At 44.3% G+C, this 25,920-nt stretch carries 18 protein-coding genes, 1 tRNA gene and 4 pseudogenes; 10 read left to right on the top strand and 13 right to left on the bottom strand.

The window, feature by feature from the left end:
• Positions 1–387 precede the first annotated feature (387 nt).
• Together VTH8203_RS19445 and VTH8203_RS19450 are read right to left on the bottom strand one after the other, a co-directional pair.
• Complete coding sequence (locus VTH8203_RS19445) at positions 388–807, bottom strand: Hsp20 family protein (RefSeq protein WP_096995143.1); 420 nt, start codon at positions 805–807, stop codon at positions 388–390.
• 282 nt (positions 808–1,089) lie between these two features.
• Positions 1,090–1,308 carry a hypothetical protein gene (locus VTH8203_RS19450; RefSeq protein ID WP_096995145.1) on the bottom strand — a complete coding sequence of 73 codons (219 nt, stop codon included), beginning with the start codon at positions 1,306–1,308 and terminating at the stop codon, positions 1,090–1,092.
• A gap of 361 nt (positions 1,309–1,669) precedes the next feature.
• On the opposite strand from VTH8203_RS19450, the gene glgC reads away from it, so the two are divergent.
• On the top strand, positions 1,670–2,983 hold the full coding sequence (gene glgC / locus VTH8203_RS19455; RefSeq protein WP_096995146.1) for a glucose-1-phosphate adenylyltransferase: 1,314 nt from the start codon (positions 1,670–1,672) through the stop codon (positions 2,981–2,983).
• 133 nt (positions 2,984–3,116) lie between these two features.
• On the opposite strand, the gene VTH8203_RS19460 is transcribed toward glgC, so the two are convergent.
• Together VTH8203_RS19460 and VTH8203_RS19465 are read right to left on the bottom strand one after the other, a co-directional pair.
• Positions 3,117–4,064, bottom strand: coding sequence for a glycyl-radical enzyme activating protein (locus tag VTH8203_RS19460; protein WP_096995148.1), 948 nt, complete (start codon positions 4,062–4,064; stop codon positions 3,117–3,119).
• Positions 4,065–4,134: 70 nt separating this feature from the next.
• A complete protein-coding gene (locus VTH8203_RS19465) occupies positions 4,135–6,426 on the bottom strand; it encodes a pyruvate formate lyase family protein (protein ID WP_096995149.1) in 2,292 nt (763 codons plus the stop codon).
• Positions 6,427–6,687: 261 nt separating this feature from the next.
• On the opposite strand from VTH8203_RS19465, the gene VTH8203_RS19470 reads away from it, so the two are divergent.
• From VTH8203_RS19470 to yghU, 3 genes are all read left to right on the top strand, one after another.
• Positions 6,688–7,374 carry a GntR family transcriptional regulator gene (locus VTH8203_RS19470; protein ID WP_096995151.1) on the top strand — a complete coding sequence of 229 codons (687 nt, stop codon included), beginning with the start codon at positions 6,688–6,690 and terminating at the stop codon, positions 7,372–7,374.
• 311 nt (positions 7,375–7,685) lie between these two features.
• On the top strand, positions 7,686–9,605 hold the full coding sequence (locus tag VTH8203_RS19475) for a PTS fructose transporter subunit IIABC (RefSeq protein ID WP_096995152.1): 1,920 nt from the start codon (positions 7,686–7,688) through the stop codon (positions 9,603–9,605).
• A gap of 478 nt (positions 9,606–10,083) precedes the next feature.
• Positions 10,084–10,944, top strand: a complete 861-nt coding sequence (yghU, locus tag VTH8203_RS19480) for a glutathione-dependent disulfide-bond oxidoreductase (protein WP_096995153.1) — start codon at positions 10,084–10,086, stop codon at positions 10,942–10,944.
• Positions 10,945–11,087: 143 nt separating this feature from the next.
• Here yghU and VTH8203_RS19485 read toward each other — a convergent pair.
• Positions 11,088–11,444: pseudogene (locus VTH8203_RS19485) on the bottom strand (nitroreductase family protein); the annotation flags it as partial.
• Positions 11,445–11,756: 312 nt separating this feature from the next.
• Between VTH8203_RS19485 and VTH8203_RS19495 the strand changes: the two are divergent.
• Complete coding sequence (locus tag VTH8203_RS19495; RefSeq protein WP_096995156.1) at positions 11,757–12,182, top strand: universal stress protein; 426 nt, start codon at positions 11,757–11,759, stop codon at positions 12,180–12,182.
• A gap of 115 nt (positions 12,183–12,297) precedes the next feature.
• On the top strand, positions 12,298–12,897 hold the full coding sequence (locus VTH8203_RS19500) for a TetR/AcrR family transcriptional regulator (RefSeq protein ID WP_096995158.1): 600 nt from the start codon (positions 12,298–12,300) through the stop codon (positions 12,895–12,897).
• A gap of 101 nt (positions 12,898–12,998) precedes the next feature.
• On the opposite strand, the gene VTH8203_RS19505 is transcribed toward VTH8203_RS19500, so the two are convergent.
• A complete protein-coding gene (locus VTH8203_RS19505; RefSeq protein ID WP_096995159.1) occupies positions 12,999–14,486 on the bottom strand; it encodes an MDR family MFS transporter in 1,488 nt (495 codons plus the stop codon).
• Entirely contained in the window at positions 14,483–15,508 is a 1,026-nt protein-coding gene (locus VTH8203_RS19510) for an HlyD family secretion protein (RefSeq protein WP_096995161.1), read from the bottom strand. Before VTH8203_RS19510 ends, VTH8203_RS19505 begins: the two co-directional genes overlap by 4 nt.
• Positions 15,509–15,991: 483 nt before the next feature.
• Here VTH8203_RS19510 and VTH8203_RS19515 point away from each other — a divergent pair, with 483 nt between their 5' ends.
• Both VTH8203_RS19515 and VTH8203_RS19520 read left to right on the top strand, forming a co-directional pair.
• Positions 15,992–17,155, top strand: coding sequence for an efflux RND transporter periplasmic adaptor subunit (locus tag VTH8203_RS19515; protein ID WP_096995162.1), 1,164 nt, complete (start codon positions 15,992–15,994; stop codon positions 17,153–17,155).
• A gap of 9 nt (positions 17,156–17,164) precedes the next feature.
• Positions 17,165–20,173, top strand: a pseudogene (locus VTH8203_RS19520) (efflux RND transporter permease subunit).
• A gap of 61 nt (positions 20,174–20,234) precedes the next feature.
• Here the strand turns inward: VTH8203_RS19520 and VTH8203_RS19525 are convergent.
• From VTH8203_RS19525 to VTH8203_RS19535, 3 genes are all read right to left on the bottom strand, one after another.
• Entirely contained in the window at positions 20,235–20,864 is a 630-nt protein-coding gene (locus tag VTH8203_RS19525) for a DUF2913 family protein (RefSeq protein ID WP_167385849.1), read from the bottom strand.
• Positions 20,865–20,894: 30 nt separating this feature from the next.
• Positions 20,895–20,978: transfer RNA gene (locus VTH8203_RS19530), tRNA-Leu, on the bottom strand.
• Between the two features lie 350 nt (positions 20,979–21,328).
• Positions 21,329–22,213, bottom strand: coding sequence for a DMT family transporter (locus VTH8203_RS19535; protein WP_096995163.1), 885 nt, complete (start codon positions 22,211–22,213; stop codon positions 21,329–21,331).
• 290 nt (positions 22,214–22,503) lie between these two features.
• Between VTH8203_RS19535 and VTH8203_RS19540 the strand changes: the two are divergent.
• Positions 22,504–22,966 (top strand): annotated as a pseudogene (locus tag VTH8203_RS19540) (DM13 domain-containing protein).
• Between the two features lie 15 nt (positions 22,967–22,981).
• Here VTH8203_RS19540 and nagA read toward each other — a convergent pair.
• The 3 genes and pseudogenes from nagA to VTH8203_RS19555 form a co-directional block, all read right to left on the bottom strand.
• Entirely contained in the window at positions 22,982–24,115 is a 1,134-nt protein-coding gene (gene nagA / locus VTH8203_RS19545; RefSeq protein ID WP_096995165.1) for an N-acetylglucosamine-6-phosphate deacetylase, read from the bottom strand.
• A 65-nt stretch (positions 24,116–24,180) separates the two neighbouring features.
• Positions 24,181–24,366 (bottom strand): annotated as a pseudogene (locus tag VTH8203_RS19550) (N-acetylmannosamine kinase); the annotation flags it as partial.
• A 57-nt stretch (positions 24,367–24,423) separates the two neighbouring features.
• The gene (locus VTH8203_RS19555) at positions 24,424–25,263 is read right to left on the bottom strand and encodes an REP-associated tyrosine transposase (RefSeq protein WP_096995166.1); all 840 of its coding nucleotides are present in this window, start codon (positions 25,261–25,263) and stop codon (positions 24,424–24,426) included.
• Between the two features lie 138 nt (positions 25,264–25,401).
• Between VTH8203_RS19555 and VTH8203_RS19560 the strand changes: the two genes are divergently transcribed.
• A partial coding sequence (locus VTH8203_RS19560) for an IS91 family transposase (RefSeq protein ID WP_167385850.1) occupies positions 25,402–25,920 on the top strand: 519 nt, incomplete at its 3' end.

The following is a 25,920-nucleotide window of genomic DNA, read 5'->3' on the forward strand; positions in this document are numbered from 1 at the left end:
TCGTCGGTCTCGACGACAGTAAACGTCAACAGTTTGAGTGGATTCATCGACCTTAATCGACTGGATTGCCTGCCCCTGAATATGTAAAAGCTGAGAAAGTAACTGGGTCAAAATAGGATTCATCCATACTGACTAAAAAAGGGTTATTAGTCAGTATGGTAGAAGTCATAAGTATTGCGTTATGACTCAACAAAGCGGAGAAGAGCCTTTAATCTAATGCAAAGTGTTTAATTCTGTTGTTTCTATATGAGTGCAAACCTTTGAGATTTACACTCTAGATGTTGTTAGACTGCATGTAAAAACAGCAATACTTTTTAGATAAGGTTGGTGCGAGCCAATTTCAAATCGAATTCTAAAATCGCCTTATCCAATGCTGCGTCTCAATGATTATTTATTGATTGAGATCTTACGTGGTTGCATTGCTTCTGGAACTTCACGAACAAGGTCAACGTGCAGTAAACCATTCTCCATACTCGCTGCTTTTACAGTTACGTAGTCAGCAAGTTGGAATTTACGTTCAAAGTTACGCTCTGCGATGCCTTGATAAACGTAGTTAGGTTTGTTTTCTTGTGCCTTAACTTCTCCAGACACGATCAACATGTTTTCGTTCTGAGTCAGAGTTAATGCCTCTTCGGAAAAGCCTGCTACAGCCATCGTTATACGATAGTTGTTCTCGTCTTTCTGTTCGATATTGTATGGAGGGTATCCATTAGAAGACGGTTTTTTCGCACTATTTTCTGCTAGGTTAAATAGACGATCAAAACCTATGGCATGACGGTATAGGGGAGAAAAATCTACATTACGCATAATACTATCCTCAAAAATAAGCAATAGTTCTTGGTTTCTAATCCACCAAGACCGGATACATACTCTATTGCGCCACGCTGGCGCCGTAAGACATATGTTCCAAGTGTTAACAGGTTAAAGGCATTCACTGAACATCGACTCTTGCGACTTCAGCATCCTTCGATTACAGTTGCCATTGCTTCCCTAATAAGGCGAAGTGTGCAACTTAAGAACTCCATTCGGCAGTTCGTGTAATCAATATATGCTTCCGAAATAAACCTGTCAACACCAATATTAGTTTTTTTATTCTTTTTCTTTCGGAAGGACCGCAACCGTGATCATATCCTTCAAGTCAATTTGTTTTGCCAACTGTTGAATCTCAGCCTTAGTCACCGCCAACCCTGCAACTCTCTTGTAGTCACGTCCATCGGGAAGCGCAAAGGAAAGTAAAGCTAGTAGCAGAGCGGCGAAGTAGGTTTTGAATCTCGTAACTAAGATTTGGGGCGCTTGTGGACGGTACATCGTTAAATCCCTGCCATTTGTCTTTGTCACTAAAATGCAATGAAACACATATACTTTTGATACATATGAAACAACGTCTACTAAAAGACAACGTAAAATACTGTATCGCTCAGTACATACTTTTTTGACAATTACACCTGTTTGCGAAAACAAATGTGACTAATTGCATAAATCGCATTTTTTTACAAATTGAACGCACATCACTGTATGGATTGAAAAACAAAGTTCTGCTCTCATATAAGGGTTCTTAAAGACGAAATTGAGTGACTTTACAAAACAACTATGCCCGAACAATGTCAGTTGGCGACACTCACTCTCCCCCAAGATTCGTCTTTGCGCTTGTAATATAAGGAGTTATACAATGCCGAAAGAAAACCAGTATTCCCACATTTCTAGTAATGCTCGTCTTCGTAATACGACTGCGATGATCTTAGCAGGAGGTAAGGGAACCAGACTTAAAGAGCTCACCTCAACAATTGCGAAACCAGCCGTGTCGTTTGGCGGAAAGTTTAAGATTATCGACTTTACGTTATCAAACTGCATTAACTCTGGAATTCGTCGAGTTGGTGTACTTACCCAGTATATGGCGCAAGACCTGATCACTCACATTCAATCAGGTTGGCAATCGTCTTATTCTGCACTGGGTGAAGGGGTTCATATTATTCCAGCACAGCAACGTGTTGGCGAAAACTGGTATCGAGGCACAGCAGATGCTATCTATCAAAATCTAGACCTCATCAAGCGACATGATCAAACGGAACGCATATTGATCCTCGGTGGTGACCATATCTATAAGATGGATTACTCGCGCATGATCAACTTCCATGTGGAAAGTGGTGCCGACGTAACCGTGGCATGTATCCAAAAACCTATCGAACAGGCATCCGCTTTCGGGGTAATGGGACTCAATGAGGAAGGCGATATTATTAACTTCGTCGAGAAGCCGGAAAACCCAACGCCTATGCCGAACGATGATTCCAAGGCTCTTATCTCGATGGGGATCTACATATTTAATGTCGATGTTTTGGATGCGGAGCTGCGACAAGCCCTAGCCTGCCCTAACTATCAACACGATTTTGGGCACAATATCATCCCAAGCCTCATCGGCCGCAGTAATCTCAAAGGTTATGTGTTTACCGAACGTGGCCACCCAGGAGCGAATGCTTACTGGCGAGATGTCGGTCATATAGATGAATACTACGCTGCGACGATGGACTTACTTGCACCAACACCAGAACTTGATATTTATGATAAAAGCTGGCCCATTATGACCAATCAGCTTCAACGTCCTGGTGCCAAGTTCTTGTTTAATGATCCAAACCGCCGAGGCTATGCCGTTGACTCTGTTGTCTGTGCAGGCGCGATAATCTCCGGCGCGCATGTAACACACACATTGGTGTCTTACGATGTCCGAATCGACGATTTTTCTGAAGTCACCGACTGTATTTTGCTGCCTAATTCGTCTATCGGCCAAAATTGCAAATTAAACCGCGTCATCGTTGGCGATAATTGCCATATACCGAATGGTATGGAGATTGGTATTGATTTGGAATTGGACAAGCAGCGCTTCACCGTTACTGAAGGTGGCATCGTGTTAGTAACAGAGGATATGTTCCCTCTCCAAGACGACGATTCACGAAGTGCAGAGAACAAACAAGCCACGTTAACCGTTTAATATTCCCCCATGTTTTTCCCTCAGCGCCCTATTTAGTAGGGCGTTGTTTCACTTCCTGATTGTTACTCATTAATCTCAAGCTCAAACCTTGTTATGCCGCTGATAACTTTTGATTTCTTTCAAAAACACACATCTAACTCAGCGTGACATTAATCTCACCGTGACGTTTTATGGATTCAATCCAAGCATTCACTTCTTTGTCCTCAGGCATAATAGCGTCCACATCATAAGTTTTGCCAATTTCGGTCGCCTTGCCCTTACCAAAGTTATGATAAGGAAGTACCTCCACCTTCAAAATATTCGTCATGGACTTTGCGAGACTTGCGATCGCCTCAAAATGCTCGTCACTAAGGTTATAGCCGGGAATCATCGGGCAACGCAGAATCACTGGTGCACCAAGTTCATTTAGAGCATGAAGGTTAGTATCTACCAAGCGGCGAGTCATTCCTGTGAGTGTTTTATGAAGGTCGTCTCCGGTTGCTTTGTAGTCGAAGAGAAATAGGTCTACATACGGGGCTATTGCACGATAATGTTCTGTTTTCGACGCACCATTGGTTTCAATGCAAACATGTACGCCATTGGCTTTGCACATTTTCGCCAACGCCAAACAGAACTCAAACTGCTTCAGCGCTTCTCCACCGGAAAGTGTTATCCCACCACCTGACTTATCAAAATAGACTTTGTCTTTGATCACCTCAGAGTAGACCTGTTCTACTGTCATTTCCTTTCCATAGATTTTGAGTGCATCTTGCATACAAGCATCAACGCACTGACCACAGGTTTGGCAAGCGTCAAAATCTACTTTGTGGTGACCATCATTATTAAAACTGTGCACGCCATTCGGGCAGACTTGCTCGCAGCGACGACAACCAACACATTTATCAGCGTTAAAGGCGAGCTGTTTCTGAGCGCTCAAGGATTCAGGGTTGTGACACCAGACACACTTCATCTGGCAACCTTTCATAAACACAGCCGTCCGAACACCAGGACCATCATTGACACTGAATTTCTGAATGTCGAATACAACACCCGTTGTGGATTGAGAAGTGGTGCTTTGAGACGTAGAGTTTTTGATGAGCATGTGTTGCCTCATAACTATCGCAGGAAAAAAGGGCGAACATAAACTGCCTTGTTCGCCCAATTGGAGGTGTTTAGTCGTTAAGGGTACGGTTTAGAATTTCTAGCTGTACGTCTTTATCCAAGTTGACGAACTTAGCACTGAAGCCACCCACTCGAACCACAAGGTTCGGGTACTTTTCTGGATTGTGGTATGCGTCTTCAAGCTCACCTTTACCTACCACACTTACCATGATTTGTGGACCACCTTGTTCAAAATAGCCATCCAGTAGCGCTTCAACAACCATGCGTTTGTTTTGGTACATATTTTTGCTGAACTTCATGTTTTGTACTGACCCGGCATGTACTTCAGCTTTTAACTTCGCCAACGAGTTCAGCATCGCCGTTGGTCCATTTTTATCCGCACCACTTTGTGGGTTGTTAGCGTTACTCATATACACGCCCGTGTGACGACCATCTGCCGAGGCACTGGTTGCACGTCCCCACTCCGTGTTAACTTGGTTGTTGATGATGACCACTAGGTAGCTATCCATACCCACCTTCGCAGCGGAGTCTTTGATACCGTTACAAATGTACTCGTGCATTTCCACTGCGATATCATCGACATACGCGTCATCATTACCAAACTTCGGAGCATTGATAAGATCGTATTTCATACGGTCATAACCATCAAAGTTGACTCGTAACGCCTCAATAAGCTCACAATAGCTGTACTTTTTATCGTCGAAGATGACTTTTTTGATTGCCGCTAAAGAATCATAAGCGTTGGTATTACCGTAAGTTTCGTTAGTACCGCCTAGTTTATACACACCACCGTCAAGCAGTGCTTTACTGCGTCCGATACAATCATCCGTCAAGATGCTGGTAAATAGGAAACCCACTTCTTGATTCATCACTTGATAAGAGAATGCTTGCGCTTTCGACGTCAGATCAATATAGAAATCCAGCAGATCTTTGTAGTTCTTAACCACATCTTCAAAGCTTGTTACCTGTTCAGGTCGTAACAATGCTGTGCCACCGCTCTTGTTCTGTCCGTCCCAGAAGTCCGTACCACCAGTTAGTGCAATGTTGAGGATCTTAAGGATATTGATACACGTATTCGGTGTCCCAACACTTTTACCCGACAGCACAAATTCACCGCAACCAAATGGGACATACTGCTGTGCATCTTGTTCAGAAATCTGCATCGATTTCATCACCGCAGGAACGTTCACATCATCGTTATACAGAATCGGATAAGTCAGGCCCTCACCAATGGCATCTAACGCATTTTGGTAAACCTCTTGGTTCATCCCTTGGTAAATACGAAGGGTGAACTGCGGTTCAGTATCTTTATTTTCACGCACCGCTTGAATAGCAAGTTTGCAATAGACATCGGCTGTCGTTGGATTACGGCGTCCATGACCACCAACCACCACACGGCCGTTTACCGTGGTTTTTCGTGCTTCGATAAGACGATAATGTGATCGAATATAGTTGATCGCTTGACGTTCAGTAATTCGACCTGCCTCTAAATCAGCGACGAGCAAGTCACCCAAATAGTCGTCCATACGGCCAAAGTTCACTACACCAGAACACAAGCTGTACAACCATGAAAGCTGAATACCTTGCAAGAAGGTCTGTGGTTTATCGCTGCGAATAGCATTGAGTGCATCGATCAAATCATTCATTTGATGTTTGCGCGTTAAGTCCGCTGTGGTTTCAAGTTCTGCAACACAGAGTTGAATGTGATGGTCTATCACTTTCTCAACAATATCAAAACACCCTAAAAAGGCTTCATGCAGTGCCAAGGCTTTCTCATCTGCAGCAGCGCGAGCAGATTCTAGTTTGTCACCGATAAGCTGGCGCATACCTGCGATACCGTTATCAATTAACTTGTTGTAATCGAGGTACATACCACTAAGGCGAGCGGTGGCGATGGCTGGATAGTTAACGTCAACAAACTTACCTAAAGTGGTTTCCGTTAGAGTTTGACGGAAATAAATTGAGCGTGTGTCTCTTTCTTTCCAATAGTCTAATAGTGCGTCGACTCGGTTATGCGCCTCTTCTGGCAGTTCAGCTTTGAAGGCATCCAGTTTATCAAAGTTGCAGTAGTGACCCACACCACCGACAGAAGTCACGCTACCAAAACCAATCGGTAAAGCATCTAAGCGTCCAACGACAATATCTTCTGATTCAATTTGACGGAACAACGCAGGATAGAGTTCAGACAAACAAGCGACTTCACGCGTGTACAAATTCTCTTCTTGTTGATGGGCTTGTGTATAGGCTTCCATGATTTGAAGCTGAACCATTGCAGGCTTCTCGCACGGGATCTTCTTGTTTACGTCTACTTGACTTGGGTTGTTTTCGATTTTGGATGACATGGTAGGGCTCCTGGTATCTTTATGGGATAACCATAAATCCCCATGAAAAATATGTAAATACAAATATTGGTGATTTTGCCAAAATAATGATCGAGATCATGCATCAAAAAATATTACCAAGCACTTTGTTTTAGAATGGGCTTTTCTGGTAACATCATGATCATTAGAGGTTAGTCTCTCGATATAACGAGCCAGATATGTGTTAACAGGTAAGCGTTTGAGAGGCTTTGGTCAGCAATTTGTATAGTTGTAAATGAAGTAATGAAATACGTAGAAGTTTATCAAGCAATCAAGGCTGACATTATTAATGGCCTTTCCCCTGCTTGGTCTCAGCTCGAGGGTGAGCATGCACTATCGGATAAATTTGGCGTCAGTCGTCCCACGTTAAGAAAGGCGATTGAAAAGTTAAAACAAGAGTCTTTTGTCCATTCAAGACAAGGTTCTGGTATTTTTGTTAACCCACCGGAATTCTATCAAGACAATAACTTAACCAGTATTTCGGAGCGAATTAACAAAGATACTGACTTAAAGAACATTGTCCTAGAATTTGGTTCAGTCCTTGCAAATCAGTCACTTGCTGATAAATTCCGTTTAGAGATTGGGGCGAGTCTTCACCACTTTAAACGAATGCGCATCATTAATGGTGAACCTGCTATCCTTGAAGAAACTTGGATGCCTAAGAGTTTGTTTCCCGACTTTACCGAAGCCCACTGCGAGCATTCTGTGCTTACCTATGTGGAACAAGTCGCTGGGTATAACATTAGTCACGATGCGAAAACCATCTCCGGAAAGACCCTGAACGACAAAGAAGCTTTCTTATTAAGAGTTGAACCCGGACACTTGTGCCTTTCCATTCAGCACCATGTTTATCTCCTACATTCGGTACTCGCTCAATATACCATTGAAACTCTCACCTCAAATGAGCTCACCACCGTCTCTATTCGCTGATTAATCAGTTATTTATTATGATTTTACAAGCGGATTACATGATTTGTAATCCGCTTATTCTTATGTCGAGTTAAGTACAATTCTATAAAATATGCTTTCAATAGCAAACTTGACTTAACAAATATTTTTGTGACTTTACGCATATTCTGCCGGTCAATATTCGTTATCTACTTCACAATTCGCTACAAATCAACATATCCACACATATTATAATGATTTAGATCAATCTCTATCGACATAACCATCACTAAGATTACTTTAAATTTGTAAATACATAAATTTAAAATCCCTACCAAGAAGAGATCTACATTATGATGAAAGAGATCCTAAATGCGCAGCTAATCAAGCTTGATTTAGCTGCCACCGACAAGGATGCAGTATTCAATGAACTAGCTGATGTGCTAGTTCATGCCGGGAAAGTCTCAGACAAACAACAGTTTGTAAAAGATGTTTGGGCACGCGAAGAAACCGGTAACACAGGTTTTGAAGATGGTATCGCACTACCGCATGCGAAAAGTGCTGCTGTTGCTTCCCCGGCAATTGCCGTTGGTATAAGCAAACAAGGCATCGAATACGGCGCGGAAGACGGACAACCTTCTAATATCTTCTTTATGATTGCTTCTCCTGAAAAGGCGAGCAACTTCCATGTCGAAGTCCTGGCCAAACTGTCGTCAAAGATCGTTGAGCCCACATTTTTAGAGAACTTACGTAACGCAACGTCCAATGAGGAAGCGCTTGCCCTATTAGTTGCCGATGATAAAGCATCGCAACCAACGGTCGCAGCCACAAAAGGCTTCATCATTGGTGTTACGGGCTGTCCGGTTGGTGTCGCACATACCTATTTAGCGGCTGAAGGCATTGAAAATGCAGCAGCAGAGATGGGATACGAGTGCAAGGTCGAAACGAACGGTTCTGTTGGCGTTAAAAATATTCCGACGGAAGAAGAGATTGCTCGTGCCGATGCGATTGTTGTAGCTTGCGATAAGCAAGTTGACCTTAACCGCTTTAAAGGCAAGCGAGTTATCATCACTGGCGTGAAAAAAGCGATCAAAGATGCCGACAAGTTGATTGAACAAGCCCTTGCTGCCCCTCTTTACGCAGGCGATGGTAAGTCCACCGAGAGCCAAGCAACAAGCAACCCTGGTGGCTCTGGCAAAGATCTCTACAAATACCTCATGAATGGCGTATCTCATATGATCCCATTTGTGGTTGTCGGCGGTATTTTGATTGCGATTTCGCTAGCGATAGGCGGAGAACCAACTCCGGGTGGACTGGCCATTCCTCAAGGCAGTTTGTGGAATAAGATTCTTGATGTGGGTGTCGTTGGCTTTACCTTAATGATTCCAGTTCTTGCGGGTTACATTGCTTACGCTATTGCTGACCGTCCGGGATTGGCTCCTGGCCTCATTGGTGGTTGGATTGCCAATAACGGTTCATTCTACGATGCAGATGCTGGTACAGGCTTTATTGGTGCCATTATTGCGGGTCTACTAGTAGGTTACTTTGTGAAATGGGTTGTCAGCTTCAACTATTCGAAGATGATTCAGCCACTTGTGCCTATTATGATCGCCCCTATTACTGGTTCACTATTTATCGCAGCAGTGTTTATTTTCATCATTGGTGCGCCAATTGCTGGCATCATGGAAACCATGAACAACGTCCTTGCGAACCTATCAACCGGTAACGTAATCATCATCGGCCTAGTGATTGGTCTGATGCAAGGTTTCGACATGGGTGGTCCATTTGGTAAGGTGGCTTTCCTATTCAGCGTAGGTTTGATTGCAGAAGGTCAAACTCAGTTTATGGGTGCACAGGCAGCGGCAATTCCAGTCGCTCCTCTAGGTATGGCGCTAGCGGCATTCTTAGGTAGTCGGTTGAAACTCTTCGAACGTGAAGAAGTTGAAAACGCAAAAGCAGCAACAGCAATGGGTCTAGTCGGTATCTCTGAAGGTGCAATCCCATTTGCAGCTCGTGACCCATTTGCCGTCATTCCTGCAAACATGATCGGTACAGCTGTTGCTTGTGTGCTTGGCTTCACCTTCGGTCTAACTTGTAACGTTGCACACGGTGGTCCAATCGTCGTACTACTTGGTGCATTCAACAAACCAGTTCTAGCGTTGCTTGCAATGGCAATTGGTGTTGTTACTACAGCGGTAGTCGCGATTACCCTTAAAAAGATTCGCTTGAACAAAGCACAAAAAGATCAAGCGGCACAGTTAGCATTAAGCTAAATCGTCCGCTGAAGAGTTGTCTTAACCGTAAGTTATCTGACAGCGTTATAAAGCCAGTCTCGAAAGTGACTGGCTTTTTTTTATGGATTCAGCCCTGCCTTTCATTAACTTCACCATCTATTCGCACTGCCCACTTCGAGACCATATGTCTGAGTAGAGCCTTTGATTGGGCTTGTGTTTGGTCATCACTCATTTCAAGACAACTCGTTGAGCGCAATGTTGAGCCATCACTCAGAAAAAGTAGTCCTGTGGTTTTAATATCGAAGATTGATGATGAGTCAGGTAGGTTCATAACGCGATACACGTTTCACATCGCGAACAAAAACTGAACTAAAATGTCATCAATATTCCAGGCATATAATATAATTGAACGATTGTTCAAAACATGTGCGATACCAGTAAAAACGAGTTAGGATTTTTCTATCAAGTCGGATTCTGATGAAGCAAAACGCTTCCATTCAATGCATTAGGAGATGCTATGAGTAACGAATATATCCCACCTAAAGTTTGGACTCACGACAGTGAAAGCGGCGGCCAATGGGCAAGTATTAACAGACCGGACTCTGGAGCACGCCACCAACAGGCGTTGCCAGTTGGAGAACATGCGTTACAGCTTTACTCTCTAGCGACACCAAATGGGCAAAAGGTTACCATCATGCTCGAAGAACTACTTGCTTTGGGCAAAGCTGATGCTGAATACGACGCGTACTTAATCAACATTGGTGAAGGCGACCAATTTGGTTCTGGCTTTGTGGACGTTAACCCAAACTCGAAAATCCCGGCACTGCTTGACCGGTCTGGTGATACACCTGTGCGAGTCTTTGAGTCAGGCAACATCCTGCTCTATTTAGCAGAGAAGTTCGGCGCTTTACTGCCTAGCGATCCTGCTAAGCGTGTTGAAGCAATGAACTGGTTATTCTGGCTTCAAGGTTCAGCCCCTTATCTTGGCGGCGGTTTTGGCCATTTCTACGCCTACGCACCAGAAAAGTTCGAATACCCAATCAACCGTTTTACTATGGAAACAAAGCGCCAGTTGCATTTGCTAGACGCTAGACTCGCAGACAATCAATATCTTGGTGGCGACGAATACAGTATTGCGGATATCGCAACTTGGCCATGGTATGGCAATCTAGTGATTAACAACCAATACAATGCCGCTGAGTTTTTAGACGTAGAAAGCTACCCACATCTTATTCGCTGGGCGAAAGACATTGCAGCACGTCCAGCCGTTCAACGCGGTCGTATCGTTAACCGTTCTTGGGGCGAAGAGTGGGAAACATTAATCGAACGCCATAGCGCAGCCGATATTGATGCTGTATTGGCAAAGCAACCAAAATAACTTGTTGAGCTATTGCCACTGGTCGTTATGGCTAGTGGCACTTTTCTTTTAGTGCTCCTCTAATGTTTCCAGAGACCTAACACACCTATCCCATATAAAAGTGCGCTACTGAGGCTTTGTTGCGTAAATCGATGGAACTAAATCAAAAGGTTACGATCTGATCGGCTACATATATGTCCTGACGTTACCTCTGCGTCTACCACTTTCTTGTAGTCATCTTTGGTGTAGTGTGGATTGTGAGCAAACAAAATAGTGTGTGATGCTTCTTTTGCGTGAGGTTGGTTAAATTGGTGCATATTCGCGAAAGTGTCATGGAAGCGTTGTTTAGCTTCGTCACTTTCAATCACAATAAACTTCCAAGGCTGTGAGTTAATTGAAGATGCAGAAAGGCGAATTGCCTCTTTAATGACTTCCATATCTTCCGCTGAAATACGCTTAGTTGCATCGTATTTTTTAGCTGTGTAGCGGTTGTTTAGGTCTTTTATGATTTGATGAGTCACTGTGCTCTCTCCACTTATAGAATTTCTAATAATCTGGGTAAATTGCGCTTGTTTCGGTGACAATCAGCATCGTAAACCGCTTCTCTAACCCTCATGCCAACGTCGTTAACGAGGTGTAGATTAAGCGCTAATACCACGAAGAAAAAGAACCAAACCATCCAGACATTATGGACAAAACTTACCATAATAATATAACGACTGTATTTTAAGCTGACCCTGCTCATTTTCTCCTCAATCCGCGATCTCATCGACAACATTTTGAAAACCATAGGGCTATGCTAATCATAACAATGACAACGTGAGGACATGGTTATGAAGTACCAACATATACTAGTAGCAGTAGAGCTCTCTAAAGACAGCCACGTACTGATAGACAGAGCCGTTTTCCTATCTGAACTTCTTGATGCTGACGTCTCATTAATCCATGTTGACGGTACCCATGGCGAAATCTATCCCGAAATGGTGGATATCAGAATCAATCCAGATCAAAGACCTCTTCATTTAGAAACCATGGAACAGTTGCACGAGTTTGCCAATTACGCCAAGTGTCCGGTAAAACACTTTATCGTTGGGACAGGTGATTTAGGTGATAAGTTGAAGGGCGCCATTGCTGAGCACGGATTTGATCTTATTATTTGTGGTCATCATCATGATTTTTGGAGCAAAATCGTCTCTAGTTCACGTCAGCTTATCAACACTTCATCCGTCGACGTCCTCGTTGTACCACTTGAAGACTAATCCAGTTTTTAATCGTTAGGCTGCATACATGCAGCCTTTACTGTCCTCGCTTTCTACTATCGTTATTTGCCTGCTATAATGTTGAACATTCGTTCAATTACCTACATCACCTATTATGGCTAAACCGACAAAATTTAACCGCAGCGAGGTCATTCATAAAGCCATGTTGCTGTATTGGCAAAAGGGATTCCATGCGACATCAATGCGATGCTTACAGGATGCCATCGATATGCGTCCGGGAAGTATTTATGCTGAGTTTGGTAGTAAGGAAGGACTCTTCAAAGCCGCTATTGAACATTACTCAGAGCAAGGAATGACTCGTTTAGATGAGTTAGTAAAACAGTCCTCTTCTCCGATTCAAGGTTTGAAAGCCTTTATTTTACAGTCTGTTGAGCCGTGCGGTACCGATAATCCAAACGCAATGTGTATGCTAGCTAAAACTGTCTCGGAGCTCACCGAAGACAATGACGAATTGCTACAGCTAGCGCGTTACTCACTCAAAGCCAATGAAGCCAAATTAGCTGAGGTAATAGCCAAAGCCCAATCGATTGGAGAGGTCAATCCAGAACTATCACCAATGCGCTTAGCACAACACCTAAAAATCCAGATTATGGGAATAAAAACCTATATTCATGCAACAGCCTGCTCTCAAGCTCAAACTCGAGCTCTAATTGAAGAATTATTCTCTGGTCCTCTATTTAAGCACCAACAATAAAAGACAAACACCCACCACGGCGGTCACCAAATGATGGGTGTTTTATTAACTAGTAAGTACCAAAGTCGCTCAGTCTGCTCGACAGTGCTCCTCCGTTGTCACTATTTGGAACGAATAAATATAAGCATCGGCATCATAATGACAAACATCACCCCAACGAGTTGGAACGTGTGAACGTAGGCAACCATCTGCGACTGTTCATGCAGCATCATCTGATATTGCTGCAATGCAAGTGGGTCTGTCATCGAGAGTCCTTGTGATGCTGCCCAGTTTTGTAATGCTGGGTTGTAAGTGTTGAATCCCTCACTCAATGCATGCCATTGCTGCTGACTATCTCGGTACTGGAACGTAGTGGCAATCGAAATTCCGAACGAGCTACCGACCGTCCGAAAAAGGTTAAAGATACTAGCCCCTGCCACAGACTCTTCTTTTGGTATGGTCAAATATGCTAAGGAGGATAGTGTAGAGAATGTCAGCCCTAAACCAAGGCCCTGAATGATACTTGGTGTGACGATCCAAAACGTATCTATTTCCATAGAGTACAGAGTCATCAAATACGACCCAATACCGATACATGTCAATCCAAATACAATTTTAAGGCGCGGATCAAATTGTGGATCTAGACGAATGACTAAGATCAGCATACAGGCAGAAGCAATACCTCTTGGTGCCATTAACATACCAGTGGTCGCTACTGGATAATCGAGTAAACGTTCGAGAAACATTGGCTGCTGGGCAGTAAGCCCAAACATCGCCATCGACAGCACCGCCATCATTAGCGACGACACCATCAAATTCTTATCTCGGAGTAACCACAGTGGAGCAATTGGACTTTTCGTTTTCCAACTGCGATACGCCCACATGATGAGCCCCATAATAGACAACGCAATCGCCGTTTGAATAACGCGAGAATCAAGCCAGTCTTCATCATTGCCTTTATCGAGCACAAACTGCATGGCGCCTACACCAAGTGCCATGTAACCAATAATCCACCAATCAAAGTTAGGTTTCGATTTATTTGATAAGTGAATGTATTTATAGATAAGCGTCGTACAAACTAAACCGAATGGCAGATTAACATAGAAGATCCATCGCCAATTGAGATTATCGGTGATTACACCACCGACAACAGGGCCAAGGATAGGGCCAAGCAGAATACCAATAGAGAAGATCGCCATCGCTTTACCTTTTTGTTCAGATGGGTAGATCTGAACCAAGGTAGATTGTGCCAAGGGAATGACCGATGCACCAAACGCACCTTGAATGATACGAAATAGCACCATCTCTTCTATAGAAGTGGCTTGACCGCAAAGTGCACTTGATATTACGAAGCCAATCACAGCCACTAGCATCACCTTTCGCTCACCAAAACGAGACACCCAAAAGCTCGTCATGGGAATAAAGATAGCTTCTGCCATACTGTATCCGGTCAGCACCCAGGTAATTTGGTCGGCCGTTGCGCCTAAAGCGCCCATCATATGCGACAGTGAGACATTCGCTACTGTCATATCAATCAACACCATAATGGCAGATAACATGACTGCTATGGTGGCAACACCTCGTTTATCTGCCATGATTTGATTGCTCATTTTGCGTCACTTTTTAGATAAACAGTAACTTCTGTACTTGCACCCACCCGAAGTTGAGGCGCGTCTTTTGGCACGTCTAACTTAACTCGGACTGGAAAACGCTGTTTAATTTTTACCCAGTTACCAGTCGCATTTTCTGGAGGCATGAGAGAAAACGATGTTCCACTGGCTGGCGATAGGCTTTCTACTGTCGCGTTCCAAACTAGATCTGGATACATGTCGATTTTGACTGTGGCTCTTTGACCCGGCTTTAGATGAGTTAGGTCGGTTTCTTTGAAGTTCGCTTTTATCCAGTAACTATCATCAATAATTACTGGAAACAGTGTTTCCCCAATAGAAACAATTGACCCAATATGAGCATTGATCTCTCCAGCTAGGCCATCCACGGGAGAAGTAATATCGGTATAACTTAAATTCAGCTCAGCTTGGGCAAGTTGCGCTGCAGCTTGTTGCACTATTGCCGCTTCCAACCCTTCAGCCCCTCGATTTGCAGTCGCTTTTTCCAAATTGGCTCGAGCTTGCTCTAAACTTGCTTGGGCATTAGAAAGCTTGGTTTTTGCAATATCCAAATCTTGCTGAGACGCCAATTTTCGGGAAACTAACGACTTGGTGCGCTTATGCTCAATCTGTGCTTCGCTGAGGTTAGCTCTTGCGGCATCTAGCCCTGCGACGGCTTCCGTGACCTGTTGATCTTCCACGTTATGCTGCTGCACCGCCAACTGATACGCTGCTTTAGCTTGCTTAACAGCTAACAAATAAGGTCGTTGGTCTATTTTAAGCAGCAAATCACCCTTGTTGATTCGCTGAAAGTCGACAACTTCGACAGAGACAATCTGTCCTTGAACCTGAGGCGCAACAGGCAGAATTTTGGCTCTCACATACGCATCTTCAGTGCTTGGGTGACTATCCGAATAGAGCCAAGACCAATAAAGCGCGCCAAAGACCGCTGCACAAACAAGTAGAAAGAGAATTTTCGTTAAACCAGAACGGGAAGACTTTTTTTGATCAGAGTTATCGCTCATTGACACAACCTATCTTTATTTTTGTGTGATCAGTGTAGGATTTTTTTATCCTCAAACAACAAGATGCATTGAAATTTTATTAACCACTTTTGCTGATTGAAATAAGTAATGAAAAGTGAGCAAATAATATTATTCTTATTCAAAATAGAATAAAATGATGACTTTTGTTAGTCGCTGCTATTATTTTTTCAGTACTGACGTAATACTCCCTCCTCGTTATCAACACAGTCTGCCGTCTTGGCTTGACCATCGATTAGTGACGTCTTTCACCAGCTAGGACAGCTCAACCGAGCAAGCTATTTGCCCTTTTTAGACCACAGTTAACTGACAAAAATACGCCGCAACCTCCCGACTCAAACCCGTTACTTAACCCATTAATTCAATTAACAAATTCTGCCAAGCACCTCACAAACATTTATCGTTTATGGTATAAACTCAACTAGTAAGCACACTTTACATAATTATCAGAAACAAGCATTGTCTATGTCTTACTTTCCAAAAGCAGATGGTGTCATTGCTAAAGGACTCATCATTGCGCTTCCTCTTCTTCTACTCTCTGGGTGTGAAAAGACCGTTGAGGCGCCTCCAGCTGTGAAGCCCAGTGTCAAAGTTCTTGAAGTCACAATGAAAGAGATTACTCCCAGCGAAGAGTTCGTGGGCCGCACTGAAGCGACTCAAGATATCGAACTGAAATCGAAAGTTCGAGGTAACTTGCTCAAGACTTACTTTGAAGAAGGCAGTATCGTGGAACAGGGGCAACTGCTGTTCGAGATAGACCCAGAGCAATACCAAGCAGCACTGAAGTCTGCAAAAGCGCTCGTCGCCCAATCCCGCGCCGCGTATGACACGGCGGTTCGTAACTTTAAGCGCGCTGAAGGCCTCATTAAAGACAAATATATTAGCCAAGCAGACTACGACAATTTGCTGTCAGCTAAGTTACAAAACGCTGCGGCTTTGCAAAGTGCCAATGCAGAACTAGACAATGCCAAACTTGAACTAGGGTATACCAAAATTCATGCCCCATTTTCTGGACGAATCGGTCTATCCAATGTGTTTTCTGGTGATTTGATCATTCCAGAGCAGACAGAGATGGTGAACTTGGTTCAGATGGAGCCTATTTGGGTTAACTTTCAACTTCCCGAAAAGGTCATCACCAATGCTCAATTAGCTGCACGTTCTGCCGATTCTCAATACAAAATTGAAGATCTTCCCGTGAAGCTCCGATTTCCTGATGGCGCTATATTTGAAGAAACCGGCATGATCGACTTTATTGATAACCGCGTGGATGCGACAACCGGAACCCTAGCGGTTCGTGCCGAGTTTGCCAATAAAGCGCACATTATCGTTCCGGGGCTTTACGTTACTGCCATTATCGAAGCTCCGCGTGTTCAAGAGGTGATGCTAATACCCCAGCGAGCGGTGCAAGAAGATCAGCAAGGCCGATATGTTCTTACCGTCAATAACGAAAGTATCGTCAAACGCAAAAACGTTGTTTTAGGTAAACGATATGGCGTTGATTGGGAGTTAGAGGAAGGGCTAGAAAAAGGCGAATTGGTCATAACTGAAGGGCTACAAAAAGCTCGTATAGGCGCTGAAGTCGAGTACGAAATGGATACCGTACAGCCTTTTAGCGAAAACGACTCTTAAGGACAAGTTATGATCAGTAAATTTTTTGTACATAGGCCAAAGTTTGCCTTCGTCATTTCGATAGTCCTGACCTTATCCGGTCTATTATCCATACCCGCCCTCCCCGTGGCAGAGTTCCCTAATATATCGCCACCTATGGTCTCAGTGACGACTTCCTACCCGGGAGCCAGTGCCGAGGTTGTCGCTGATACAGTTTCAAAGGTTATTGAAGCGGAAGTCAATGGCGTGGAAAACCTGGTTCAACAAGCCATGCCAAGGCTTCCCCAAGAGGTCCAGCGAAATGGGGTAAAAGTAGAGAAGCAAGACCCCAATATTTTGATGATGCTTAACTTAGTGTCACCAGATGGCAGCTTAGATAACCTGTTTTTGAATAACTACATGGGCATCAACATTAAGGATAACCTTGCTCGTGTAAACGGCGTATCAAAAGCCAGCATCATTGGCGGTATGGATTACTCCATGCGTATTTGGCTCAACCCCGATAGAATGGCGAGTTTAGGCGTGACTGTAGAAGAAGCCATCTCTGCAGTTCAAGAGCAAAATATTCAGGTAGCGGCCGGACGTATTGGTGCAGCGCCAGTGCCAAGAGACCAACAATTTCAATATACCCTTTCTACTAAAGGTCGCTTAAGTCACCCTGAAGAGTTTGAACAGATCATTATTCGTTCCAACCCTGACGGCAGCGCCGTTTATATGAGTGATATCGCCCGTATTGAGCTTGGCGCTGCCAGCTACGATGCCGAAGCGATGTTAGATAACAAACCCTCGGCACTGCTTTTTATCTACCAATCTAGTGGCGCCAATGCGCTTGAAGTCGCCAAAGGCGTTCATGACGAACTGTCTCGGTTACGCGAACAATTCCCAGAGGATATGGACTACAAAGTGCTGTACGACACGACAGAATTCGTGCAGAACTCCATCGATGAAATGATCGAGACTCTGCTCATCGCTGTCGCTCTGGTCATTTTTGTCGTTTATATTTTCTTGTAGGATTTCCGTCAAACTCTAGTTCCAGTCATTGCTATACCAGTATCACTCATTGGTACGTTCGCATTTTTACTTGCGACGGGTATGAGCATTAATACTGTCTCTTTATTCGCATTGATCCTGGCGATTGGTATCGTTGTTGTTGATGCCATCGTTGTGGTAGAAAACACCACGCGATTAATGGAAGAGGAAGGACTCAATGCCGTCGATGCGACAACCAAGTCCATGCAAGAGGTAACGGGACCGGTCATTGCAACAACGCTGGTGCTTTTAGCGGTCTTTGCACCAACAGCGGTAATGCCCGGAATCACAGGCCAGATGTATGCGCAGTTCTCAATCACTATCTGTATTTCTGTTCTTATTTCTTCTATCAACGCATTGACACTCAGCCCTGCTTTATGTGCCTCGTTACTCAAGCCACCGAAGAATCATGAGAAAGGGTTCCATGCCAAATTTAATGCCCTATTCGAGAAAGCAACGGGCAAATACACCAACTTTGTTTCAGGCATGGTACGTAAACTTATGTTAGTCGGTGTGGTTTATGTGGCTTTAATCGGTGCAACGGGCTATTTCGCAACGTCACTACCAACAGGCTTCGTGCCAACTGAGGATAAAAAAGCCTTCTTCGTTGATGTCCAACTGCCGAATGGTTCTTCCATCAACCGAACCAAAGAAGTCATGACTCAGATGGTGGATGAACTAAACCAGATGGATGGGGTCACCAATGTCATCTCTGCAACTGGTTATTCGATCATTTCGGGTGCAGTATCATCAAACGCTGGTTTGATGGTCGTTATTCTCTCCCATTGGGATGAACGGCAAGACCCATCATTAGTTGAGTCGCAAATCGTCCGACGAGCCAACGCTGCGCTATCGCAATATGGTGAGGCAACCGCTGCGGGGTTCTCTCTTCCTGCCTTGCCGGGTGTGGGGACGGTCTCTGGCGTTGAGTTCTACATCCAAGATACCCTAGGACGAACCCCTGTGGAGCTGGCTGGCGTCATGAGGGCCATGTCGATTCAAGCTACCTCTGAACCTGAACTCACCACAGCTTTCAGTACATTCCAAGCCGATGTGCCGCAACTCTTTGTAGATGTCGATAGAAACAAAGCAAAAGTACAAGGCGTTGAGTTAAGCAGTATTTTTACTACATTACAGACCATGTTGGGTTCTATGTACGTGAATGATTTCAACCGCTTTGGTAAGGTATTTCGAGTGAACATGCAGGCAGAAACTGAGTTCAGAGATTCAGACCGTGATATCGCCCGCTTCTACATCCGAAACAAGTATGATGTTATGGTTCCTCTCAACACACTAGTCGATGTTGAGCCTAAACTTGGTCCTGAATACATCAACCAATTTAACTTATACAGCGCAGTAAAAGTGAATGCCTTCCCGGCACCTGGATACAGTTCGGGTCAAGCGATTGAAGCGGTGAAACGTATCGCTGATACCACGTTCCCTAATGGCTATACCTATGAATGGTCCGGACAGACTTACCAAGAATTGAAAGCAGGTAACCTAGCGCCGTTAATCTTTACCTTAGCACTAATTTTTACCTACCTATTCTTAGTCGCACAATACGAAAGTTGGACAATTCCAGTGTCAGTTATGCTCGCAGTACCCGTCGCTATTTTGGGGGCATTTATTTACATCTGGATCATGGGTTCAGACGTCAATTTATACACTCAAATCGGTCTGGTGCTACTCATTGGTTTAGCGTGTAAGAATGCGATTTTGATCGTAGAGTTCGCCAAACAGCTCAGAGAGAGCGGAATGAGCATTACCGACTCGGCAATTAAGGCGTCGAGACTGCGTTTTCGTGCAGTACTCATGACCGCCTTCTCATTCATCTTGGGCGTCATTCCACTCGTCATCGCGACAGGGGCTGGTGCGGCGAGTCGTGTTTCACTCGGTTATGCCGTAATGGGGGGAATGATCGCAGCTACGATTGTGGGTACTTGTCTTGTTCCCGTGTTTTACGTGATGTTGCAATCGCTTCGAGAGAAGGTAAAAGGACGCAGCTCTTAACACACTCCAATAAAAAAGCCTGATAAATCAGGCTTTTTTATTGGGTATTAGACAGTGATTACTATTTATCGAGTTCAAGTGTAATTCTGACAAAGCTATCGTCTTCGTATTGAATCTGGTATCCAAAAATATCGTTTGCATAGATCGTTTTTAAGAACAGATGCTTTTCACGTACCGTTCCTCGAAACAAAATCGATATTCCTGATAACAATTGATTGCGCGTGCCAAAATGGGCATTGAGGTCTGTCGATAACACACAAAGCAAACAACCATTTTCATCGTGTTTTAGGTCCACTTTCTCTGGACTCGACAACAAGGCTGTGGTGCCAAGCTTCTTTTCTAATTCACGGATCAATAGCAGATAACTATCGAGATGGGGTTGCGATAATTCAGGTTTCGCCTCAACGCCTCGCAACAAGACATCTTCTAAATCCACCTGAGATTTCTTGGCTTGCAAGCTCATGGCTTTTAGCTGCTTTCTGATCGCTTTGTATTTATTACTTTTCAGCCTTGGCTTTAGCCATCGAACTAATAAGTCGTTCTTTTTGGCAAGATCAAATATTTGAGATTTTGATTCTAACTTCTTGAATTCTAGGTGTAACAAGGCGTGTAAAGACACCTCGGTCAATAACTGAATTGATACCGAGTTAGACGTACTCACTTGCTTTGAACTGGATCCTTTGTTCTGCATTGTAGTCTGTTGGTATTGAAAGAAAGGGAATGGTGCCGAGAGAGGGACTCGAACCCTCACACCATAGGCACTAGCACCTCATGCTAGCGTGTCTACCAATTTCACCATCTCGGCATCGATAAATGCATGACTCTATTTGCATCTATTAATCACCACTATTTTAGTGGATGCCGGAATGTTAACTGACGATTTTTTACTTGTATAGCGTTTCATTAGATAAAATCAATAAAAGCCTCTCGTTTGATGAACAAATAATCACATTGGCGATTTTGCACCCATCATTGGATCTGCTGAATTCAGCGCTTTTTATGGGCATCATTCTTAAGCCCGTTATTTTGTCAGCGACGTCACTCATAACCAAGCGACCAAATCTATAAGAATCGATGTTCTATGAATCCCACTAGAATAGGTCAGATAGAATAAACAGAGCCCGAAAAGACTCTGTGACTGTATTGCACATTGATTTAAGCCGTCGGCGCTCGGCGCAGCGATGACAGAGAGAAGCCTGTGACCAACATGGTGCCGCCAAGGACCAAAACGGTTCCGACAACGGTGTTGAGACCTATCGGCTCTCCTAAAAATAAGTTACCCCATAAAATACCGAACATAGGGATCAAGAACGTCACCGACAGTGCTGACGACGGTCCGATATCATTGACCAATCGAAAATACAATAAATAGGCCGCGCCCGTGCACACAACCCCAAGTAACACAACAGAAATCCAGACCTCCTGTGTGGGAACCTCGCGCATCGGCACAAATGGAATCAGAGGCAACACAATAAGACAGGCAGCCCACATGCTGCCATGAGCATTATTGAAGGCTGGAACAGACGGCGCATTCTTGGCGTAGTTGGTTGCGATACCATAACAACAGGCGGCCATCACTCCCGCTATTATCGGTAATGTTGCTTGCTCACCAATACGAACGGCGTCCCAACCGACCAACACGGCGACACCTACAATGCCCACTAATAAACCGATTGCACCGCGCTTAGACAGTGGCGTTTTCGTCCAAAATACGCCAATAACCGCCCCCCAAATCGCCGCCGTAGAGTTGAGTATCGACAGGGTCGACGCATTGAGTGTTTGTGCCGCATAAGCAAACAACAAGAAGGGTAATGCGGTATTAAACAGCCCAATAATAAAGAAGTGTTTGGTATGTTTAGTAAACTCAAGTTTCTTTTTTAAATAGACACTGATTACTAGAAGAGCGATGGCCGCAAAAAACACCCGCGCCTCAATAAGTACGGCAGGTCCCATCATATTGGCGGCAATACGCATAAAAAGAAAAGAACCACCCCATATTGAAGCTAATAATATTAGCCTTAGGAAACTTGCCAGATTCATTGTTGTTACTTATGTTCGAATAATCATTGCCCTTACTTTGCGTGATGGTTAGAAAAACCACAACCCCTCCTATAGGCTTATTCTAATTACAGTGCCGAAAATGGCTATCAGTTGATGTTAATAACTCCCTCCAATAGCCACAAGTGATGCGTTAGAAGTCATAAGCCATACTCAGTCGAACCGCGCGAGAAAAAATTATATCTACGATCCAGAATCACCAGTTCCAATGACGCTTTGCTTAAGCTATGTTTAAGTAAATTAACATAAAATTATTTGTTCAAGGAGTGAACATGAAGCGAGTTCTGTTACTTTTTAGCCACATTTTTTGGCTTTATGCTGGGCATTTACGTTCTACCGTTCCTGACTCAGCCGGACTCTCCCTCACTGGCTAGCGTCACTGCAGATGCAAACCAAATTGTCGTCAAAGGGACATTCGACAAAGACCGCCAAGACAGCGATCTGTTGCATTGGGGTGAAGGCAAGATCAGTTTTACCAATGACAGTGCCATGTTTATTGGCGAGCTTGCTCCAGGACCAGACTACAAATTGTATCTGTCTCCGACCTATGTAGAAACCGAAGCGGATTTTATTGCGAACAAAGCACGCATGTTACAGGTAGGGGATGTGAAAAACTTCGATAGATTTTTGCTATCGCTGCCAGCGGGAACCGACCTTAGCCAATACACAGCAGCGATCATTTGGTGTGAGAGCTTTGGCGAGTTTATTACCTCAGCCCAATTACAAACAAACTGATTCCAAAGATGGGAACTAAGGATTTAGCTTCCCATCGACTAAGACCGCATAAGCGCTGTAATCACAATTAAGTACGGTTGCAGCGGCTCGATAGCCTGGCTTCAAAACACCAACTCGATTAAGGTTTAACGCTTGTGCTGGATAGGTTGACGCCATTCTCAGTACCTCTGCCTCTTCAAGCCCCCAAGCAATAGCATTAGCGACCGACTGATCCATACCAATATGAGCTCCTGCAAGAGCACCGCTTGAATTGACCAGCTTGCCATCTTGTACCGAAATTTCCTCACCATCTAAGACAAAGCGGTTGGTTTTACTGCCGACACTTGCCATCGCATCAGTCACAATAAGCAGTTTACCTTCAGGTTTAAGCCTATGAGCCATCAAGACGTTTTGCGGCGCAACATGAATACCATCAACAATAATCGAGCACCAAGCGTGATCGGTCATTAAGGCTGTTCCAACCACACCCGGCTCACGCCCTTCAATCGCAGACATAGCATTGAACACATGCGTAAAACCATTTAACGACGCGCGTTTTTCTGTCGTTAGCTCATGCAAAGTCGCATTACTGTGGCCACAAGACACCACAACATGATGCTGCTGCAACCAATTGAGAGCTTGTGTATCGACATTTTCTGCCGCTAACGTGACTAGGTTCACTCCTCGTTCTACCCATGGAAACGCTTCTAACTGCTCGATCGTTGGGCTATAGAATTTGTTAGCATCGTGCGCACCTTTCTTGTCTTTGTTTAACCAAGGACCTTCAAGATGAACACCTATTACCCCTGCGACCCCTTGCTCTATGGCACTTTCTGTCGCAATCAATGCCGTTTTCATTTGCTCTGGCGTTGCACTTATTAAGGTCGGTAATAGATAAGCGGTACCGTGTTGACGATGAGCTCGACAAATAGTGTCTATGCCGTCAGCCGTTGTCTCAGAGTTAAACATCACATCGCCGCCACCGTTGACTTGGATATCAATAAAGCCCGGTGCAACCATTTTGTCGCCAACATCAGTCACTATCACTGAGCTTGGCAATGCAGCAGCAACAATGTCTACAATCTGGTCTCCTCTCCAAACTAATGCCGAGTCGGAGTGGTACTGCTCGCCATCAAAAATCGTCTTGGCTGTGATTGCTCGTACTGTCATTTGTCTGTGTCTTCCTTCCATCGACAACCTGTGAGGTTGTAAAACATTATTGATTACTTATTGTGCTATGAGAACTGAGCAGCGGCCCCCAATAAGCAAGCATCATAATCACCTGTTGCTTTGACAACATCAACTCGAAACGCCGTTGGCATTGTTTCGATGTAGTCTAACACTAACGGAATATATATATCAGTTAACCCAATTCCCCCGCCAAGGCACACAAGGTCTAAATCCAGTGTCGCTTTCAAATTGCAATAGCATCGCTTTCAAATTGCAATAGCATCACTTTCAAATTGCATCACTTAGGGTCAGGTCTTGCTTTTTGCCACGATCCTACTGATTCTCGAGTAGTGTAACCCAAAGAAATCACCTAGTTGCTTTTGGGTGTAACCACCACTAGCGAACGCGCTTGTTATTGCTTCATCTCGCGTACTCGCATTGATAGCATACTGTTGCAACGAAAGCGGCTTAGGACGACGTTGTTTAGCGGGGATTTCTGCAATATCGCCCTCTTCCATGTTTGAACTTTCCATATGGCTGTAGATGAAATCTTCACTACCCAAGAATACTTGTTGTTTTAGGTTGTTCCATAAAGGTTTAACTATGCCTGAAAGGACAAAGTCATGATACTTTTGGCTCGCTATTGTTCGTTGGCTATCGAACAATAGCAGTGTTTGATTCACTGCCAACCACTCTGGAGCTTCGTCTTCACCCATGATGGCGTGCCAGCTGCTCCACTGATACTCTGCTGGACTGTCAACCATATGGGCGCGAATAGGGTTCAAGAGGATATACCGCCCTACTTCCAACAAGTATGACTCTTTATCAACCAAAATAGCTTTGTACCGACCTTGATATAAATGGCCAACTCGGCGATGTTTACGATTGAATCTTTGAGTATAAACACCATTTAACTGTCGCATGCCTTTACTCAAGTTTCCATCTGGAGTTTCTAACAACAAGTGGTAATGATTGGTCATCAAGCAGTAGCTATGAACTACCCAATTAAACCGTTCACACACTTTCGCCAATACTTCCAAAAACAGGTCAAAGTCTTGCTCTTCTAAATATATGGGTTGCCGAGCGTTACCCCGAGAGGTCACATGATACAGCGCTCCCGGGAACTCTATCCGTAAAGGTCTACTCATTGCTTTCCCTACAAAAAATGGCCTAACTAAAAGCTAGAGCATTTCCTTAAAATAGCAAAAGGCAAGACCTGACCCTATTTGTGCGGCGCTCGCTATCAACCAAATGGCCGATGCATTGAGCATTACGTGGGAGGTCGCATGAGTACTTTCATTGAACTGTTGTGCAGGCATAAAAAAGCGCTCGAACATCAGTATGCCAATCAACTCAACCCAGATATGCGCTCGGCTATCCAAGCGATGTTACGGTGTAAAACAGAGCAACAAGGTCGCTCGCAATGGTATTGTGCCCATTGCCACCACAATGACCGACTGCCACTCTCATGCGGACATCGGCACTGCCCCCAGTGCCAACACCGCACCACTTCGGACTGGTTAAACCGTCAAAAACAAAAGCTGTTACCCGTCCATTACTTTATGGTGACCTTCACCCTACCGCACCAGCTCAAACCCCTGGCTCGACACGCGCCAAAAGCACTCTACCAAACGATGTTCCAAATCGCTTCAAGCGTGCTAAAAAGCTTCGCCAAAAGACAGAGCAAAGGAGCACTCGGCTTTACCGCTGTGCTGCATACGCATAGTAGGCAACGCAACCTACATCCCCACCTACACATCATCGTCGCGGGTGGGCGGTATGATTCATCCAAGCAAGTATGGCAC

The sequence above is a fragment of the Vibrio thalassae genome, assembly GCF_900089835.1.
GTDB classification, from domain to species: domain Bacteria; phylum Pseudomonadota; class Gammaproteobacteria; order Enterobacterales; family Vibrionaceae; genus Vibrio; species Vibrio thalassae.

Excerpts from the sequence above, each read along its gene's own strand:
- VTH8203_RS19470 (WP_096995151.1), top strand. The coding sequence starts at position 6,688 with ATGAAATACGTAGAAGTTTATCAAGCAATCAAGGCTGACATTATTAAT.
- VTH8203_RS19505 (WP_096995159.1), bottom strand. The coding sequence starts at position 14,486 with ATGAGCAATCAAATCATGGCAGATAAACGAGGTGTTGCCACCATAGCA.
- yghU (WP_096995153.1), top strand. The coding sequence starts at position 10,084 with ATGAGTAACGAATATATCCCACCTAAAGTTTGGACTCACGACAGTGAA.
- VTH8203_RS19460 (WP_096995148.1), bottom strand. The coding sequence starts at position 4,064 with ATGCTCATCAAAAACTCTACGTCTCAAAGCACCACTTCTCAATCCACA.
- VTH8203_RS19510 (WP_096995161.1), bottom strand. The coding sequence starts at position 15,508 with ATGAGCGATAACTCTGATCAAAAAAAGTCTTCCCGTTCTGGTTTAACG.
- VTH8203_RS19450 (WP_096995145.1), bottom strand. The coding sequence starts at position 1,308 with ATGTACCGTCCACAAGCGCCCCAAATCTTAGTTACGAGATTCAAAACC.
- VTH8203_RS19555 (WP_096995166.1), bottom strand. The coding sequence starts at position 25,263 with ATGAGTAGACCTTTACGGATAGAGTTCCCGGGAGCGCTGTATCATGTG.
- VTH8203_RS19475 (WP_096995152.1), top strand. The coding sequence starts at position 7,686 with ATGATGAAAGAGATCCTAAATGCGCAGCTAATCAAGCTTGATTTAGCT.
- VTH8203_RS19535 (WP_096995163.1), bottom strand. The coding sequence starts at position 22,213 with ATGAATCTGGCAAGTTTCCTAAGGCTAATATTATTAGCTTCAATATGG.
- VTH8203_RS19465 (WP_096995149.1), bottom strand. The coding sequence starts at position 6,426 with ATGTCATCCAAAATCGAAAACAACCCAAGTCAAGTAGACGTAAACAAG.
- VTH8203_RS19500 (WP_096995158.1), top strand. The coding sequence starts at position 12,298 with ATGGCTAAACCGACAAAATTTAACCGCAGCGAGGTCATTCATAAAGCC.
- VTH8203_RS19445 (WP_096995143.1), bottom strand. The coding sequence starts at position 807 with ATGCGTAATGTAGATTTTTCTCCCCTATACCGTCATGCCATAGGTTTT.
- VTH8203_RS19495 (WP_096995156.1), top strand. The coding sequence starts at position 11,757 with ATGAAGTACCAACATATACTAGTAGCAGTAGAGCTCTCTAAAGACAGC.
- glgC (WP_096995146.1), top strand. The coding sequence starts at position 1,670 with ATGCCGAAAGAAAACCAGTATTCCCACATTTCTAGTAATGCTCGTCTT.
- nagA (WP_096995165.1), bottom strand. The coding sequence starts at position 24,115 with ATGACAGTACGAGCAATCACAGCCAAGACGATTTTTGATGGCGAGCAG.
- VTH8203_RS19515 (WP_096995162.1), top strand. The coding sequence starts at position 15,992 with ATGTCTTACTTTCCAAAAGCAGATGGTGTCATTGCTAAAGGACTCATC.
- VTH8203_RS19525 (WP_167385849.1), bottom strand. The coding sequence starts at position 20,864 with ATGCAGAACAAAGGATCCAGTTCAAAGCAAGTGAGTACGTCTAACTCG.